This is a genomic window from Streptomyces sp. OfavH-34-F, from assembly GCF_022347745.1.
In the GTDB taxonomy this organism is placed as follows: domain Bacteria; phylum Actinomycetota; class Actinomycetes; order Streptomycetales; family Streptomycetaceae; genus Streptomyces.
In genome coordinates, this window is the sequence record NZ_JAKRGC010000131.1 from 1 (window position 1) to 16,758 (window position 16,758).

Consider the following 16,758-nt stretch of genomic DNA (forward strand, 5'->3'; position numbering starts at 1 on the left):
GTGCTGCGCGCCGCCCGCTCCGCCCCGGCCGCGCCCGGCGCCGTGCGTCCGGGGCTGTGGGCGTCCGTGCCGTACGGCCTGTTCGGGCTGGCCGCCGGGTCACTCGCGTTCCTGGCGGGCCGGGACCAGCCGTGGGCGGTGATCGTGCTGACCCTGAGCATGGGGCCGGCCGAGTGGCTGCTCTACCGCTACCGGGGCCTGTCGGTGGCGGCGCTGCGGTCGGCGAGGACGCTCGGCGGGTTCCGGGCCCGTTCCTGCGCCGTTCTCGCCGGCTGCCTGCTGGTGTACCTCGGCCCGCTGGCGCCGGCGGCGGTGCTCGTGGGCGCCGACCCCACCGCACTGCTGCTGCTCGCCGCGACGCTGTGGATCTCCCTGCTGCTCCAGGCGTTCGGCACCGCCTGGCCGCCCGCCGCCGTGTGTCTGGGCGCGGCGGGGTTCGCCGGTACGGGGATGCTGACCGGCGCTCCGCCGGGCACGGCGGCGCTGCCGCTGAGCTGCGGTGCCGCCCTGCTCTGTCTCACCGCGGTGGCCGTACGGAAGCTGGGCCGCCCCGCCGCACACGGCTGACGCGGCCCCACCGACCGCACACCACCGACCGGACACCCACCAACCGTCCGCCACCGACCGGCACCCGCCGACCGGACACCCACCAACCGCACACCGCCCACCGGCACCCGCCGACCGGACACCCACCGCCCCGCACCGACCCACCACCACCGGAGGAAACCATCGTGACCGCCCCACCGCTCGCCGCCGTCACCGGAGCCGAGGGCTTCATCGGCTCGCATCTCACCGAGGCGCTCGTCGCCGCCGGGTACCGGGTGAGGGCCATGGCGCAGTACAACTCCTTCTCGTCGTACGGCTGGCTCGAAACCCTCTCCCCCGACGTCCTGGACCAGGTCGAGATCGTCCTCGGTGACGTCCGCGACCCGGGTTCGGTCCGTCATCTCGTCGAAGGGGCCGACTGCGTCTACCACTTGGCCGCGCTGATCGCCATTCCCTACTCCTACCGGGCGCCCCACAGCTATGTGGACACCAACGTCACGGGCACGCTGAACGTGCTGGAGGCGGTACGGGCCGCGGGCACACCGCGCCTGGTGCACACCTCCACCAGCGAGACCTACGGCACCGCGCAGACCGTGCCCATCACCGAGGACCACCCGATCAACACCCAGTCGCCCTACGCGGCTTCGAAGGCGGGCGGGGACCGGCTGGCCGACAGCTACCACGCCAGCTTCGACACCCCCGTGGTGACGCTGCGGCCGTTCAACACCTTCGGGCCCCGGCAGTCCATGCGGGCGGTGATCCCGACCGTCATCGGCCAGGTCGCGGCCGGGGAACGCACCATCACCCTCGGCGACCTGCGTCCCACCCGGGACTTCACCTTCGTCAAGGACACCGCGCAGGCGTTCCTGGCGGTCGGCTCCGCGCCCGCCGAGCAGGTGGTGGGCCGTACGTTCAACGCCGGTACGGGCGGCGAGATCTCCGTCGGCGATCTGGTCGCCCTCATCGGCAAGGTGATGGACACCGCGCTCGACGTCCGGGAGGACGCGCAGCGGCTGCGGCCCGCGAACTCCGAGGTCATGCGGCTGGTGGCGGATGCCGGGCGGCTCCGTGCGGCGACCGGCTGGAGCCCGGCGCACACCCTGGAGGAGGGCCTGGCGCAGACGGTGGAGTTCTTCCGCGACCCGGGCAACCTCGCCCGCTACAAGACCGGCATCTACAACATCTGACCACATCCGGTGCGTCGAGCAAGGGGAAGACCATGTACGCAGTGATCATGGCCGGCGGCAAGGGCGTCCGGCTACGGCCCTACACCACGGCCCTGCCCAAGCCGCTGGTGCCGATCGGCGACCAGCACGCCATCCTCGAAATCGTCCTGCGCCAGCTCTCCTCGGCCGGCTTCACCGGCTGCACCATCGCCATCGGCCACCTCGGTGAGATCATCCGGGCGTACGTCGGCGACGGATCGCAGTGGGGTCTGAAGGTCGACTACGCCACCGAGGCGTCCCCGCTGGGGACGATGGGGCCGCTGCTGACGATGCGGGAGCGGCTGCCGGAGACCTTCCTGGTGATGAACGGGGACATCCTCACCGACCTCGACTACGCCGATGTGCTGCGCAGCCACCAGGGCTCCGGGGCGCCGCTGACCATCGCCACGTACGCGCGCCAGGTGCGCATCGACTTCGGTGTGCTGACCACCGACGCGAGCAAGGTGGTGGGCTTCACGGAGAAGCCGAGCATGGACTACCGCGTTTCCATGGGGGTGTACGGGCTGAGCCGGGCCACACTCGACGGGTACACCGCCGGGCTGCCCCTGGGCTTCGACGAACTGGTCCTGGACCTGCTGGGCGCCGGGAACCCGCCGAACGCCTACGAGTTCGACGGCTACTGGCTGGACATCGGCCGGCCCGACGACTACGACCGGGCCAACGCGGAGTTCACCACCCGCAAGTCCCTGCTGCTCAAGGGAGCCTGAGCACCGCATGCGCATTCTCGTCCTCGGTTCCACCGGATATCTGGGGGTCCACGTCGCCGGGCGGCTGGACGCTCTCCAGGGGGCGCACGTCCTCACCGGCGGGCGGTCCCCCGCCGCCGACGTGCCCGTCGACCTCGCCACCGACTCCGCCGGCCGCCTCGCGAAGACGCTGGCGGCGGCAGCGCCGGACGCGGTGGTCAACTGCGCCGGTGCGACCGGCGGGGACGCGGTGACCCTGGCGGAGGTCAACGCCCGGGGGCCCGCCGCCCTGTGCGAGGCGATGGCTCTGGCCTGCCCCTCGGCCCGGCTGGTCCATCTCGGGTCGGCCGCCGAGTACGGTCCGGGCACGGGCCGGGTTCCGACTCCGGAGTCGGCGGCCACGTGCCCGCTCGGCGCCTACGGGGCCACGAAGCTGGCCGGCACGGTCACCGTCTCGGCCTCGGCCCTGGACGCGCTCGTCCTGCGGGTCGGTAATCCGGTGGGGCCCGGGGCGCCGCCCGGCGGGCTGCCCGGCCGGGTCGCCCGGCTGCTGCGCGAGGCGGGTGCGGACCCGGACGCGGTGCTTCGCCTCGGGGACCTGTCGGCGTACCGCGACTTCGTGGACGTACGTGATGTGGCGCGGGCGGTGGAGCGGGCGGTGACCGAGCCCGGGCCGCTGCCGCGCGTGCTCAACATCGGCGGCGGGGGCGCCGTACCGGTGCGCGACCTCGTCCACACCCTGGCGGACATCGCGGGCTTCGGCGGGCGCGTCGAGGAGCAGGGGGCCGGTTCCGCCCGCTCGGAGCAGGTGTCCTGGCAGTGTTCCGACATCTCCGCCGCCGGTGAGGCCCTCGGCTGGCGGCCCTCGTACGCGCTGCGGGAGTCCCTGACGGCCCTGTGGTCCGCCGCCGCGCACCCGCCGGCCCCGCGCGAGGAAGGCGATCCGTCGTCGTGAGCCTGCTGATCCCTCTGTACGTCCACCCCGCCGTGGACCCGGACGCCTGGCACCGGCTCATCGAGGCGGCCGACCGTACGTACGCGGTCGTCCTCAACCCTGCCGACGGGCCGGGCGAGGCACCTGACCCCGCCTTCGTCTCGGCGGCGGACGCCCTGCGCGCGGCGGGCGCCCGGCTGCTCGGCTACGTGGACACCGACTACGGCGTCCGGCCAGGGGCCGATGTGCTGGCCGACGCCGCGCGGCACCGGGAGTGGTACGCCACCGACGGCTGTTTCCTGGACCGGGTGAGCGCGGCGGGGGACGCCCTGCCCGCCTACCGGAAGCTGGTACGCGCGCTGCGGCGGCGGGGCGAGTCGCCCGTGGTCCTCAACCCGGGCGTGCACCCGGCTCCCGGCTACGCCAGGATCGCCGATCTCCTGGTCACGTTCGAGGGCCCCTGGTCCGCCTACGTGTCGGCGTTCAGCAGACCCGACTGGACGGCGCGCTGCTCGCCCGACCGCCTCTGTCACCTGGTGTACGGGGTGCCCGAGGCGCTGGCTCCGCTGGCCGTGCGCACCGCCCACGAGCGCGGCGCCGCCGTGTCGGGCCCGGTGACCGGGGAGCTGCCCAACCCGTGGGCCCGGCTGACCCCGGTGCTGTCCGGAGCGGGGCGGTGAAGCGCGGGGCCCGGACGTGGGGCACGGTGCTGGCGGCGCTGACGGTGGCGGGCTCCGCCGCCCTGCTGTCCGGCTGCTCGGATCAGGGCGGCGGCCACGACAGGGCATCGGACAAGCCGGCCGAGGGCCGGTGGCAGCCGCGTCCGGGACTGGCCTGGCAGTGGCAGCTCAACGGGAAGGTCGATCCCACGGCGGCCGACGTGCCGGTCTACGACATCGACGGCTTCGAGAACGACGCCGAGGACGTCGCCCGGCTCCACCGGGACGGCCGCAAGGTGATCTGCTACATCAACGTGGGCGCCTGGGAGGACTACCGGCCGGACAAGGACGACTTCCCCCACTCGGTCCGGGGCGGGCGGAACGGCTGGCAGGGCGAGCGCTGGCTCGACATCCGGCAGGTCTCCGTGCTCCGGCCGATCATGGAACGGCGGTTCGACATGTGCCGGAAGAAGGGCTTCGACGCGGTCGAGCCCGACCTCGTGGAGGCGTACACCGAGGACACGGGCTTCCCGCTCACGGCCCGCGATCAGTTGCGGTACAACCGCATGATCGCCGACATCGCCCATGAACGGGGACTGGCGGTGGGCCTCAAGAACGACCTGGCGCAGATCCCGCAGCTGGTGGGCACCTACGACTTCGCGGTCAACGAGCAGTGCGCGCAGTACGGCGAGTGCGCGCGACTCACTCCGTTCATCAAGGCGGGGAAGGCCGTCTTCCACGTGGAGTACACGGAGCCGACTGACCGCTTCTGCCCCGCCTCCCGCAAGCTGGGCCTCTCCTCCATGCGGAAGAAGTGGGAGCTGGGGACCTGGCGGCAGGCCTGCTGACCGACGCCGGCCGTGCCGTCCCCGCTCCCCTGCCGCCCACGCTAGTCCGCGCCGCCGCCGGTCAGTTCGTACTCGGCCCAGACCGTCTTGCCCGGTGCCTTGGACCGCGGGTACCAGCCCCACCGCGTGGCCAGCGCTTCGACCACCAGGAGGCCGCGGCCGTCTTCCATGAGGCCGGCGGGGATGAGCTTGCCGGGCCTGGGCGGCACCTTCTCGCCCCGGGTGTCGGTCACTTCGACCCGGGCCGCCGTACCGGGGCGCTCGACCAGGCGCAGCAGGAGGTGGAAGTCCCGGCCGGACACGTATCCGTGCCGCACCGCGTTCGCCGTCAACTCGGCGGTGATCAGGACGACCGCCTCGTGGGCCCGCGTTCCGTACGGGATTCCCCACGCGTCGAGCCGCACGGCGGAGAGGCGGCGGGCGAGCCTGGCCCCTCGGGGCGTGGCCGTGAACTGCATCGCGAAGGACGGGGTGCCCAAGTGAAGCGGGGGGCTGGGGGGTTGGGTGGTGCGGCTGGGGGTGCCGATGTTGCTCGTCATGGCTCCCAGCGTCCTCGCGGTGGCGTAGCGTGACCAGTGGTGACGCACTGACGCGATCCTCTTGTACGCGCGTCGTCGGCACCGGTACGAGCAGCACGGCGCGACACAGCGAGGCAGGATGCGATGGCGAGTGAACCGAGGGAACTCGACGCGGAGGACGTCCCCCGCGCAGCGGACAAGGCGGGGCAGAACGTGGTCACCGCGTTCGGCCGGAGCCTGAAGACGTTACGGCTGCGCGCGGGCATGGACCGGGAGGAGCTGGGCCGCCGCCTGGGGTATAGCGCCTCCACCATCGCCTCCTTCGAGCAGGGGCGCCGCATTCCGCCGCCCCGCGCGATCGACGGCTCGGACCACGAGCTGAACGCGGACGGGCTCCTCATCGAGTGGAAGGACCTGGTCGAGCAAGCGCAGTACCCGCCGTTCTTCCAGGGCATGGCGCAACTGGAGAAGCGGGCTATCGAGTTGGTGTCGTACGACACGCTGCTGGTCAAAGGGCTGCTCCAGACGGAGGAGTACATGCGAGCGGTACTCGACCTGCGACGCCCTGTCCTCGACACGGAAGTCATCGAGCAACGGGTGGTCGGGCGGTTGGCCCGGCAGGCCATCTTCGACCGCCGCCCCGCCCCGTTGCTGAGCTTCGTCATGTGTGAGTCGGTACTGCGCCGCAGGTTCGGTGGCACCCAGGTGCTGCGGGGTCAGCTGGAGCATCTGCTCCTGGTCGGCCAGCGGAGGAACGTCGAGATCCAGGTCATGCCGCTCGACTCCGAGGAGAACTCGGGCGTGGACGGGCCGTTCACCGTCGTTACCCGCGAGGACGGCAGGAAGTTCCTGTACGTCGAAGCCCAGGGAGTAAGCTCGTTGGAGACGGACCCGAAGCAGGCAGCCATCGCCGCCGCACGCTCCGGGATCATTCGTTCACAGGCTCTCACCCCGCGAGAGTCACTGGCGTTCATCGAGAAGTTGCTGGGAGAGCTATGAACAACGCTGAGCCCCTTGCCTGGTTCAAGAGCAGCTACAGCGGAGCTGAGGGTGGCGACTGCGTCGAGGTCGCGGCCGCCATGGACGCCGTTCGCATCCGCGACTCCAAGGTGACGGCCGGCCCCGTCCTGCGAGTGTCGCAGGACGCCTGGGCCGGGTTCGTCGGGCTCGCCACGGCGGAGTAGTACAGACAGCGCTTGTACGCGCAAGAGCCCTGCCGGTCCGAGTCCCGACCGGCAGGGCTCTCGCATGTCCTCAGCCCCCATGTCATGGTCGGTCAGTTCACCGTGCACGCCACGTCGTTGGGAGAGCCATGAACAACAACGCCACCACCGAACCCCTCGCCTGGTTCAAGAGCAGCTACAGCGGAGCCGAGGGCGGCCAGTGCGTCGAGGTCGCGGCCGGCGGGGACGCCGTCCATGTCCGGGATTCCAAAGCCGCCTCCGGTCCCGCCCTCCGCGTCTCCATGAACGCCTGGGCCGGGCTCATCCGGTTCGCCGCAACGGACCGGACATACTCGCTCTGAAAGATCCTGTGGTGGGGGGCCCGCGACTTTGCCGGCCGTGCACAGTACTTCGCTCCCGGTGCACTACCCGCGTTCCCCATGTCCCCTGGGGCGGGCGGCCGTTGCACCGCAGGGCCCCGTCCTCCACACTCGTTGCGGATGGCCCATGTCGAGGGGGATCGCGTGGAGCGAGGAAGCAGGGTGGAGCCGGAGTCGGCGGCGGGAGCCGCCCGATGAGCCCGGCGCTGGACACCGCGTACGTACGGCCGCAGGACCGGGAGGAAGTGATCCGGGAAGCGGTGTGGGACTCCGTGGTGCGGCTGGACATCGACCACCGGCCGCCCGCCGGTGAGATCAGCGCCCGTATGGAGGTCAAGGCGCTCGGCCCGCTCCGGGTGTGCACGGCGCGCTCGACGGCGGTGACGCTGCGGCGGACGGACCAGCTGGTGCGGAAGGACGAGGAACCCTCCCTCTTCCTCAGCCTCCAGGTGAGCGGCTCCAGCATGGGCACGCAGTACGGACGCCAATGCGTCGTGGGGCCGGGCCAGTTCGCGGTGTACCGGTCGGACGCCCCGTACACGCTGCTGTTCGACGAGGGCATCGACCACCACTTTCTTCGGCTGCCGCTGGCCGCGCTCGCGCTGCCCGACCGGCTGGTCCGGGACAGCACCACCGTCGCCTTCGGGGCCGGCGATCCGCTGGGGCGGCTGGCGTACACGTACTTCTCGCACCTCGCCGCGAGCAAGGAGCTGCACGGCAGCGACCAGGCCGGTGCGGTCCTGACCCCCAGCATCGAACTGCTCCGGTCCGTCCTGGCCTCCCGGCAGGGGGACGCCGAGCGGGCCAAGGAGCCGCTGGAGGCGACCCTCGGGCTGCGAATCACCCACTACATCCGGGAGCACCTGGCCGACGCCGATCTGTCGGCGCCGACCATCGCGGCCGCCCACGGCATCTCCGTACGCCATCTGTACACCGTGCTGTCCCGGTCGGGGATCAGCCTCGGGGACTGGATACGGGCACGCCGGCTGGAGGCGTGCCGGCGTGAGCTGGCCGGTCCGCAGGGGCGGGCCCGGACCGTCGCGGCGATCGGGCGGCAGTGGGGCTTCGTGAACGCGGCGCACTTCAGCAAGGTGTTCAAGGAGGCGTACGGGCTGTCGCCCCGGGCCTGGCGCGACCAGCACGGCGGCGGCTTCCCGCGCGGCTGAGCCACGGGGCCGGGTCCGCCCGTCCGGGTGGCCCCGGCCCGCTGGAAGGCGCAACCTCCCGTGTCGCGCGCGCGGAGCGGAGGTGAGCGGCGCCCACTATGCCGCCATGAAACCCATGCCCAAACGTCTCTCGGCGCTGCGCTCACGCGCTCGCAGCACGGGTGCGGCGTGCGCCGTCCTGGCGACCGTGATCCCCGTCTTCACCTTCGGTGTCGGTGCCACCCCGGCCGCCGCCGCGACCCTCCCCGGCGGGCTCGGGCCGTGCGTGCCGGGCAGCTGCCCGGACCCGTTCCCCGAGGTCAACAACGGCGACTTCGCCGGCCGGGACGACGCGATCAGCATCTTCGTGGGCGACGACTTCCTCGTCCGGGGCCGTGCGGCGGAGGCCGAGGGCCGGGTCGTGGTGCTCGACGACTTCGACCAGAACAAGAGCGCGGACGGGAGCGCGCTGTACAACGTCGGGATCGTCGGCGTCGGGTCGCGCGTCCCGCCGCCGGACGGGTCCGACTTCCTCACGACCGGTGGCGACGTCACCGTCGCGCCCGGTCAGACCCTGGACACGACGGGCGGCGTCGCGGACGAGCAGGGCATCGTCCGCTACGCGGGCACCCTGACCGGCAACGTGACCGGGACGACCATCCAGGACGACAACGCGGCGGCCCCGTACCTCGGGCTGCGCGACGAGCTGACCGCGGCCAGCCAGTGCTACGCGCGGCCGGACGGCCAGCTCCGCGAGCCCACCGGGACCGCGGTCAACGAGGGCTACCGGACGATCTTCACCGGTGACGGCACCTCGTCGCTCCAGGTGTTCAACGTCGACTTCGACATGGTCAATCCGAACTCGCCCAACGGCAGCCAGTCCATCGAGTTCGCGAACATCCCGGCCGACGCGACGATCCTCGTCAACGTGATCGGGGAGAACCGCGTCATCAACACCACCAGCGGCAGCGACACGCTGGGGCAGTACCGCGAGCGGCTGCTGTGGAACCTGCCCGACGCCACCACCGCCCAGTTCGTCGGGTCCGGGCAGTTCCAGGGCAGCGTCCTGGTGGGCGAGCAGGCGTCCATGACCACCGTGAGCATGCCCGGGATGAACGGCAGGTTCTTCACCACCGGCTCGCTCACCCACACCAGCGACACCGCCGGGGTGGAGTTCCACGCCTACCCGTTCGACGGCGACCTTCCGGAGTGCGGCGAGCAGCCGGTGACCGGTGCGGTGAGCGTCCTCAAGACGGACGCGGAGACCGGCGACCCGCTGGCCGGGGCCGGCTTCGAGCTGTGGCGCGAGTCCAACGACGTGCCCGGCCTCCAGACGGACGGCGCCGACCCCGACACGCACGTCAGCGACTGCACCACCCCCGCCGACGGCGTCTGCTCCGACGACACCGTCCCCGGCACCTACTACTGGCGCGAGGTCTCCGCCCCCGACGGCTACGACCTGCCCGACCCGAACGTCTTCGGGCCGCTCACCCTCACCGAGGCCAACGCCTCCGAGGGGGTCCGGGTCGAGGCCGCCAACACCCCGACCGTGGTGCCGCCCGTCACCGGCGACGTCAGTGTGCTGAAGACGGACGCGGAGACCGGCGAGCCGCTGGCGGGCGCCGAGTTCGAGCTGTGGCGCGAGACGAACGACGTGCCCGGCCTCCAGACGGACGGCGCCGACCCCGACACGCACGTCACGGACTGCACGACCCCGGACAACGGGATCTGCTCCGAGAACACCACCGTGGGCACGTACTACTGGCGTGAGACGGCGGCCCCCGACGGCTACGACCTGCCCGACCCCAACGTCTTCGGGCCGCTCGTCCTCACCGAGGACAACGCCGCCCAGGGCGTCCAGGCCGAGGCCCTCAACGACCAGGGCACCGTGCCCATCGTCACCGGGGACGTCAGCGTGGCGAAGACGGACGCGGAGACCGGCGACCCGCTGGCCGGTGCCGGCTTCGAGCTGTGGCGCGAGACCAACGACGTGCCCGGCCTCCAGGTCGACGGGGCCGACCCCGACACGCACGTCAGCGACTGCACCACGCCCGCCGACGGCGTCTGCTCCGAGAACACCATTCTCGGCACCTACTACTGGCGCGAGACGTCGGCGCCGGACGGCTACGAGCTGCCCGACCCGAACGTCTTCGGCCCGCTCACCCTCACCACGGCGAACGCCGCCGACGGGGTCCGGGTCGAGGCCGCCAACACCCCGGCCGTGGTGCCGCCCGTCACCGGCGACGTCAGTGTGCTGAAGGCCGACTCCGCGACGGGTGACCCGCTCGCGGGCGCCGAGTTCGAGCTGTGGCGCGAAACCAACAACACGCCCGGCCTCCAGACCATCGGCATCAACCCCGACACCCACGTCACCGACTGCACCACCCCGGCCAACGGCGTGTGCTCCGAGAACACCACCATCGGCACGTACTACTGGCGCGAGACGGCGGCGCCGGACGGCTACGACCTCCCCGACCCCAACGTCTTCGGACCGCTCGTCCTCACCGAGGACAACGCCGCCCAGGGCGTCCAGGTGGAAGCCCTCAACGACAAGACCGTCGTGCCGCCGGTCACCGGTGAGGTGCGGGTCTTCAAGACCGACGCCGAGACCGGCGTCCCGCTCGCGGGCGCCGAGTTCGAGCTGTGGCGCGAGACCAACGACACGCCCGGTCTCCAGACCATCGGCATCAACCCCGACACCCACGTCAGCGACTGCACCACCCCCGCCAACGGCGTGTGCTCGGACACCACGGTTCCGGGCACCTACTACTGGCGCGAGACCGCTGCCCCGGACGGCTACGAGCTGCCCGACCCCAACGTCTTCGGGCCGCTCGTCCTCACCGAGGACAACGCCGCCGAAGGCGTGCAGGTCTCGGCCGTCAACACCCAGGAGCCCGTGCCGCCCGTGAACGGCTCGATCACCCTGGACAAGACGGACGCGAAGAACGGCGCTCCGCTCGCCGGGGCCGTCTTCGAACTGTGGCGCGAGACCAACGACGTGCCCGGCCTGCAGACGGACGGGGCCGACCCCGACACGCTCACCGACGCGGGCTGCTCCACCGACGACAACGGCCAGTGCGTCTTCGACGACCTGCCGCTCGGGGAGTACTACCTCCGCGAGATCGCCGTTCCTGAGGGCTACGTCCTGTCGGACGACCCGGTCTCCGGGCCGATCGAGGTGACCGAGGAGAACAGCGCCGAGGGCGTCACCGTCGAACTGGCCAACGAGCGCGGTGAGCCCTGCAAGGGCAAGGGCGGAAAGGACAAGGGCAAGGACTGCGAGGACAACGACCACAAGGCCGCCGCACGCGGCTGACCCGGTCACCCGCCCGGTCCGCCCCTGCGGGGGCGGGCCGGGCGGGTTCGCTGTCGGCCCGACAGCACGTACGTCGATACCCGATCACGCAGGAGGTCCGGCCCCGTGTCCCGTTCCCACCGTCCCCTCGCTTCCGTGGTCGCCGCCGCGGCCGCGGCACTGCTGTGCTCCGCGGCCCCCTCGGCCGCCTCTCCCCTGCCCGACACCGCGTGCACCGCGCCGGCCGGCCCGTACCAGCGCCCGATGGAGAAGCACCTCGGGCTGCCCGTCGACGGCCGCCAGTCCGACGCGGACTGCCGGGCGATCCGCGCCTTCCAGACCGAGCAGGGCCGGCCGCACCCGGACGGATTCGCCGACCTCGGCACCTACCGCGCCATGCTCGTCGTCGAAGCCACGCCGAACCCGAACGCCGCCGGCACCTGCCCGGTCGAGAGCGGGCGGGTCACCTGCGTGGACATGGACCGCCAGCTGCTGTGGGTGCAGAAGGGGAAGAAGGTCGTCTTCGGCCCCGTGCCCATCCGTACCGGCCGCGACGCGCAGGAGACGCGGCCCGGCCGGCACCTCATCTACTGGCGCGACCGCGACCACGTCTCCACCCTCTACGACAACGCGCCGATGCCGTACTCCCAGTTCTTCGACGGCGGCCAGGCGCTCCACGGCCACCCCGGCGACCTGTACGACGGCGGCGGGTCGGCCGGCTGCGTCAACCTGACCGTGGACGACGCGGCGAAGCTGTGGGACCTGCTCGCGCTGGACGACGTCGTCTACGTCTGGGGCGTGAAGCCCGGAACCGCCGGCTGACAGCTGACGGCTCCGGGGTTCTACTCCTCGCCCTCCAGGTTGCCCTCCGTCTCCAGGAACACCTGGCGCAGTGCTTCGAGGACGGCCGGGTCGGGCTCGGCCCACATGCCGCGCGACTCGGCCTCCAGAAGACGTTCCGCGATCCCGTGCAGCGCCCACGGGTTCGCCTCCTCCAGGAAGGCGCGGTTGGCCGGGTCCAGGACGTAGGTCTCGGTGAGCTTGTCGTACATCCAGTCCGCCACGACGCCCGTGGTGGCGTCGTAGCCGAAGAGGTAGTCCACGGTCGCGGCCAGCTCGAAGGCCCCCTTGTAGCCGTGGCGGCGCATCGCCTCGATCCACTTGGGGTTGACGACCCGGGCGCGGAAGACGCGGGACGTCTCCTCGGTCAGCGTGCGGGTGCGGACGGTCTCCGGGCGCGTCGAGTCCCCGATGTACGCCTCCGGCGCGGTCCCCCGCAGCGCGCGGACCGCCGCGACCATGCCCCCGTGGTACTGGAAGTAGTCGTCCGAGTCCGCGATGTCGTGCTCGCGGGTGTCGGTGTTCTTCGCCGCGACCGCGATCCGCTTGTACGCGGTCTCCATCTCCTCGCGGGCCGGGCAGCCGTCCAGGTCCCGGCCGTAGGCGTAGCCGCCCCACGTCGTGTAGACCTCAGCGAGGTCGGCGTCGGTCCGCCAGTCGCGGGAGTCGATGAGCTGGAGCAGCCCGGCGCCGTACGTGCCGGGGCGGGAGCCGAAGATCCGGGTGGTGGCCCGCCGTTCGTCGCCGTGCGCGGCGAGGTCCGCCTGCGCGTGCGCCCGTACGTGGTTCAGCTCGGCCGGTTCGTCGAGCGAGGCGGCCAGGCGCACCGCGTCGTCGAGCAGGCCGATGGTGTGCGGGAACGCGTCCCGGAAGAAGCCGCTGATGCGGAGGGTGACGTCGATGCGGGGGCGGCCCAGCTCCTCGGCCGGGATCGCCTCCAGGCCGGTGACGCGGCGGGACGCGTCGTCCCAGACCGGGCGCACGCCGAGCAGGGCCAGCGCCTCGGCGACGTCGTCGCCGGCGGTGCGCATGGCGCTCGTCCCCCACAGGGACAGGCCGACCGACACCGGCCAGTCGCCGTTGTCGGCACGGAAGCGGGTGAGGAGGGAGTCGGCGAGGGCCTGGCCCGTCTCCCAGGCGAGGCGCGAGGGGACGGCCTTGGGGTCCACGGAGTAGAAGTTCCGGCCGGTCGGCAGGACGTTGACCAGGCCCCGGAGCGGTGAGCCGGAGGGGCCGGCGGGGACGAAGTTGCCGTTCAGGGCGCGGACGCAGTGGGTGAGTTCGTCGGTGGTGCGGGCGAGGCGGGGGACGACCTCCTCGGCGGCGAAGTCGAGGATGGCCTCGACGTCCGGGGCCAGGTCCGGGAGGAGGGCGCCGGCCCGGCCCTGCGGCCAGTGCGCGTCCTCCATCGCCTGGACCAGGGCGCGGGCTTCCTCCTCCACCGTGTCCGCGTCCGTGCGGTTCGCCGCCGACTCGTCCAGGCCGAGGGCTTCGCGCAGGCCGGGCAGGGCCTGGGTGCCGCCCCAGATCTGGCGGGCCCGGAGGATCGCCAGGACCAGGTTGACGCGGGCGGGGCCGTCCGGTGCGGCGCCGAGCACGTGCAGGCCGTCGCGGATCTGGACGTCCTTGATCTCGCAGAGCCAGCCGTCCAGATGCATGATGAAGTCGTCGAAGCCCTCGTCCTCGGGGCGTCCTTCGATCCCCAGGTCGTGGTCGAGCTTCGCGGCCTGGATCAGGGTCCAGATCTGGGCGCGGATCGCCGGCAGCTTGGCCGGGTCCATGGCGGCGATCTGGGCGTGCTCGTCCAGGAGTTGTTCGAGGCGGGCGATGTCCCCGTAGCTGTCGGCGCGCGCCATCGGCGGGACCAGGTGGTCCACGAGCGTGGCGTGTGCCCGGCGCTTGGCCTGGGTGCCCTCGCCGGGGTCGTTGACGAGGAACGGGTAGACGAGCGGCAGGTCGCCGAGCGCCGCGTCGGGGCCGCAGGCGGCGGACAGCCCGGCGTTCTTGCCGGGCAGCCACTCCAGGTTGCCGTGCTTGCCGAGGTGGATCATCGCGTCGGCGCCGAAGCCGTTGTCGTCGGCGCGGGCGGCGATCCAGCGGTAGGCGGCGAGGTAGTGGTGCGAGGGCGGCAGGTCCGGGTCGTGGTAGATCGCGATCGGGTTCTCGCCGAAGCCGCGCGGCGGCTGGATGAGGATGAGCAGGTTGCCCCGGCGCAGGGCGGCCAGGACGATGTCGCCCTCGGGGTTGCGCGAGCGGTCCACGAACATCTCGCCGGGCGGCGGGCCCCAGTGCTCCTCGACGGCCTCGCGGAGTTCGGCGGGCAGTTCGGCGTACCAGCGGCGGTAGTCGGCGGCGGGGATGCGGACCGGGTTGCGGGCCAGCTGCTCCTCGGTGAGCCAGGCCTGGTCGTGGCCGCCGGCCTCGATCAGGGCGTAGATCAGCTCGTCGCCGTCGCCGGACGCGAGTCCGGGGACCTCCTCCGTGCCGAAGTCGTAGCCCTCCTCGCGCAGCCGGCGCAGCAGCGCGACGGCGCTGGCGGGGGTGTCGAGGCCGACCGCGTTGCCGATGCGGGAGTGCTTGGTCGGGTACGCGGACAGGACGAGCGCGACGCGCTTCTCGGCGTTCGGGATGTGGCGCAGCCGGGCGTGGCGGACGGCGATCCCGGCGACGCGGGCGGCGCGTTCGTCGTCGGCGACGTAGGCGGGCAGGCCGTCCTGGTCGATCTCCTTGAAGGAGAACGGGACGGTGATCAGGCGGCCGTCGAACTCGGGGACGGCGATCTGGCTGGCGGCGTCCAGCGGGGACACGCCCTCGTCGTTGTCCTGCCAGTCGGTGCGGGAGCTGGTGAGGCAGAGGGCCTGGAGGATCGGGACGTCCAGCGCGGTGAGCGCGCCCGCGTCCCAGGACTCGTCGTCGCCGCCGGCCGATGCCTCGGCGGGGCGGGTGCCGCCGGCCGCGAGGACGGTGGTGACGATCGCGTCTGCCTGGCCCAGGGTGTCGATGAGTTCGGGTTCGGGGGTGCGCAGCGAGGCGACGTACAGCGGGAGGGCGCGGGCGCCGTGGGCCTCGACGGCCCGGCACAGGGTCTCGACGAACGCGGTGTTGCCGCTCATGTGGTGGGCGCGGTAGTAGAGCACCGCGACCACGGGGGCGTCGGGCGCCGTCTCGCCGGGGGTGCGTTCCAGCGGGCCCCAGGAGGGCGCGGCGGCGGGGGGTTCGAAGCCGTGGCCGGTGAGCAGCACGGTGTCGGACAGGAACCGGGCGAGCTGGTCGAGGTTGGCGGGGCCGCCGTGCGCGAGGTAGGCGTGGGCCTCGGCGGCGATCCCGATGGGGACGGTGGAGGCGGCCATCAGCTGGGCGTCGGGGGCCTGTTCCCCGGTGAGGACGACGACGGGGCGGCCGGTGGCGAGGACCTGGTCGAGGCCGTCCTGCCAGGCGCGGACCCCGCCGAGGAGGCGTACGACGACGAGGTCGGCCCCGTCGAGCAGCGCGGGCAGGTCCTGGAGCGGGAGGCGGGACGGGTTGGCGTAGCGGTAGCCGACCGGTCCCCGGGAGGCACGGGCGCTGAGCAGGTCGGTGTCGGACGTCGACAGGAGCAGGATCATGCGGCGTCTGGCCTTCCTCGGGGTGTCCACGCCCCGTGGCGGTGTCGAAGGCTCCCCTGCCCGGACCTGCCGGGCATGCGGGGAAGGGAGTTCCTGACTCGCCCGGCCCTGGTGGGACCAAGCTCACAGTGGCGGGACCGCGCCGGATTCACACCGGGCTTCCTCCCCTGTCGCCGTCTGTGGCGACGACGGACCCGGAGGTCCGTCGCTAGGCATAGTAAGGGCCCGGGGGCGGCCATGGGGTCATCGGACCCGATCCGATGGTCGGTATGCTCGCCGCCATGCCTCCCCCAGCCCCCCATTTCGCCCAGCCCGACGACGCCCGTTTCCGGGTCCGCGGCGACGCCTGCCCCGGTGCGCTGCGGCTCCACCGGGCGGACGACGGGGCGTTGGCGCGCGTCCGGGTGCCGGGCGGTGTGCTGACCTGGGAGCAGGCGGACGGGCTGCGGAAGTTGGCCGGCCGGCTCGGCGATGGTGAGCTGCATCTCACTTCGCGCGGCAATGTGCAGCTGCGCGGCCTGGATGCCGGATGCGGGGGCGAACTCGCCTCCCTGATGAGCGAAATGGGGCTTTTGCCCTCCGCGCTCCATGAGCGGGTCCGCAACGTCGTGGCCTCCCCGCTGTCCGGGATCGACGGGCGCGGGGCGCGGGACGTACGCCCCTGGCTGGTCGCGCTGGACGCGCTGGTGTGTGCGAGCGAGGAGGCGGCGGGGCTGTCCGGCCGGTTCCTGTTCGCCCTGGACGACGGGCGCGGTGACGTGGACGCGCTGGGCGCGGACGTGACGCTGCGGGCGCGGCGCGACGGGGCGGCGGAGCTGCGGATCGGGACGCTGGAGTCGGTCGCGGTGGTGCCGGCGGAGGAGGCGCCGGGCGCGGCGCTGCTGGCGGCGCGGGTGTTCCTGGAGGCGGCCGG

Annotated in this window: 13 protein-coding genes, 2 pseudogenes and 1 riboswitch; of the genes and pseudogenes, 13 read left to right on the forward strand and 2 right to left on the reverse strand. The window is 72.6% G+C overall.

The window, feature by feature from the left end; all coding sequences use genetic code 11:
* The 6 genes and pseudogenes from MHW47_RS19540 to MHW47_RS19565 all read left to right on the forward strand — a co-directional run.
* Positions 1–567, forward strand: a pseudogene (locus tag MHW47_RS19540) (hypothetical protein); the annotation flags it as partial.
* Positions 568–731: 164 nt separating this feature from the next.
* Complete coding sequence (locus MHW47_RS19545) at positions 732–1,733, forward strand: SDR family NAD(P)-dependent oxidoreductase (protein WP_239224955.1); 1,002 nt, start codon at positions 732–734, stop codon at positions 1,731–1,733.
* Between the two features lie 32 nt (positions 1,734–1,765).
* Positions 1,766–2,479: a sugar phosphate nucleotidyltransferase gene (locus MHW47_RS19550; RefSeq protein WP_239224958.1), complete on the forward strand. Its 714-nt coding sequence runs from the start codon at positions 1,766–1,768 to the stop codon at positions 2,477–2,479.
* A gap of 7 nt (positions 2,480–2,486) precedes the next feature.
* Positions 2,487–3,413, forward strand: a complete 927-nt coding sequence (locus MHW47_RS19555) for an NAD(P)-dependent oxidoreductase (RefSeq protein ID WP_239224961.1) — start codon at positions 2,487–2,489, stop codon at positions 3,411–3,413.
* Entirely contained in the window at positions 3,410–4,072 is a 663-nt protein-coding gene (locus tag MHW47_RS19560; RefSeq protein WP_239224964.1) for a spherulation-specific family 4 protein, read from the forward strand. Before MHW47_RS19555 ends, MHW47_RS19560 begins: the two co-directional genes overlap by 4 nt.
* Complete coding sequence (locus tag MHW47_RS19565) at positions 4,069–4,899, forward strand: endo alpha-1,4 polygalactosaminidase (protein WP_239224966.1); 831 nt, start codon at positions 4,069–4,071, stop codon at positions 4,897–4,899. Before MHW47_RS19560 ends, MHW47_RS19565 begins: the two co-directional genes overlap by 4 nt.
* Before the next feature lie 41 nt (positions 4,900–4,940).
* On the opposite strand, the gene MHW47_RS19570 is transcribed toward MHW47_RS19565, so the two are convergent.
* A complete protein-coding gene (locus MHW47_RS19570) occupies positions 4,941–5,438 on the reverse strand; it encodes an ATP-binding protein (protein WP_239224968.1) in 498 nt (165 codons plus the stop codon).
* A 123-nt stretch (positions 5,439–5,561) separates the two neighbouring features.
* Here MHW47_RS19570 and MHW47_RS19575 point away from each other — a divergent pair, with 123 nt between their 5' ends.
* The 6 genes from MHW47_RS19575 to MHW47_RS19600 all read left to right on the forward strand — a co-directional run bounded on the left by MHW47_RS19575 (position 5,562) and on the right by MHW47_RS19600 (position 12,222).
* Positions 5,562–6,416, forward strand: a complete 855-nt coding sequence (locus MHW47_RS19575; protein ID WP_239224970.1) for a helix-turn-helix transcriptional regulator — start codon at positions 5,562–5,564, stop codon at positions 6,414–6,416.
* Entirely contained in the window at positions 6,413–6,601 is a 189-nt protein-coding gene (locus MHW47_RS19580) for a DUF397 domain-containing protein (RefSeq protein ID WP_239224971.1), read from the forward strand. The genes MHW47_RS19575 and MHW47_RS19580 overlap by 4 nt, the downstream gene beginning before the upstream one ends.
* 128 nt (positions 6,602–6,729) lie before the next feature.
* Positions 6,730–6,942, forward strand: coding sequence for a DUF397 domain-containing protein (locus tag MHW47_RS19585; RefSeq protein WP_239224972.1), 213 nt, complete (start codon positions 6,730–6,732; stop codon positions 6,940–6,942).
* A 212-nt stretch (positions 6,943–7,154) separates the two neighbouring features.
* Positions 7,155–8,126 (forward strand): helix-turn-helix domain-containing protein, encoded by a 972-nt coding sequence (locus MHW47_RS19590; protein WP_239224973.1) that lies wholly within the window; start codon positions 7,155–7,157, stop codon positions 8,124–8,126.
* A gap of 106 nt (positions 8,127–8,232) precedes the next feature.
* Positions 8,233–11,421 (forward strand): SpaA isopeptide-forming pilin-related protein, encoded by a 3,189-nt coding sequence (locus MHW47_RS19595; RefSeq protein WP_239224974.1) that lies wholly within the window; start codon positions 8,233–8,235, stop codon positions 11,419–11,421.
* A gap of 105 nt (positions 11,422–11,526) precedes the next feature.
* Entirely contained in the window at positions 11,527–12,222 is a 696-nt protein-coding gene (locus MHW47_RS19600) for a L,D-transpeptidase (RefSeq protein WP_239224975.1), read from the forward strand.
* Positions 12,223–12,242: 20 nt separating this feature from the next.
* Here the strand turns inward: MHW47_RS19600 and cobN are convergent, their stop codons facing one another.
* Positions 12,243–15,845: a cobaltochelatase subunit CobN gene (gene cobN / locus MHW47_RS19605; protein WP_239224976.1), complete on the reverse strand. Its 3,603-nt coding sequence runs from the start codon at positions 15,843–15,845 to the stop codon at positions 12,243–12,245.
* A gap of 67 nt (positions 15,846–15,912) precedes the next feature.
* Positions 15,913–16,067, reverse strand: a riboswitch (cobalamin riboswitch).
* Between the two features lie 38 nt (positions 16,068–16,105).
* Here cobN and MHW47_RS19610 point away from each other — a divergent pair.
* Positions 16,106–16,758, forward strand: a pseudogene (locus tag MHW47_RS19610) (precorrin-3B synthase); the annotation flags it as partial.

Coding starts and splice junctions, on each gene's coding strand:
- MHW47_RS19585 (WP_239224972.1), top strand. CDS start 6,730: ATGAACAACAACGCCACCACCGAACCCCTCGCCTGGTTCAAGAGCAGC.
- MHW47_RS19570 (WP_239224968.1), bottom strand. CDS start 5,438: ATGACGAGCAACATCGGCACCCCCAGCCGCACCACCCAACCCCCCAGC.
- MHW47_RS19580 (WP_239224971.1), top strand. CDS start 6,413: ATGAACAACGCTGAGCCCCTTGCCTGGTTCAAGAGCAGCTACAGCGGA.
- MHW47_RS19590 (WP_239224973.1), top strand. CDS start 7,155: ATGAGCCCGGCGCTGGACACCGCGTACGTACGGCCGCAGGACCGGGAG.
- MHW47_RS19555 (WP_239224961.1), top strand. CDS start 2,487: ATGCGCATTCTCGTCCTCGGTTCCACCGGATATCTGGGGGTCCACGTC.
- cobN (WP_239224976.1), bottom strand. CDS start 15,845: ATGATCCTGCTCCTGTCGACGTCCGACACCGACCTGCTCAGCGCCCGT.
- MHW47_RS19575 (WP_239224970.1), top strand. CDS start 5,562: ATGGCGAGTGAACCGAGGGAACTCGACGCGGAGGACGTCCCCCGCGCA.
- MHW47_RS19595 (WP_239224974.1), top strand. CDS start 8,233: ATGAAACCCATGCCCAAACGTCTCTCGGCGCTGCGCTCACGCGCTCGC.
- MHW47_RS19550 (WP_239224958.1), top strand. CDS start 1,766: ATGTACGCAGTGATCATGGCCGGCGGCAAGGGCGTCCGGCTACGGCCC.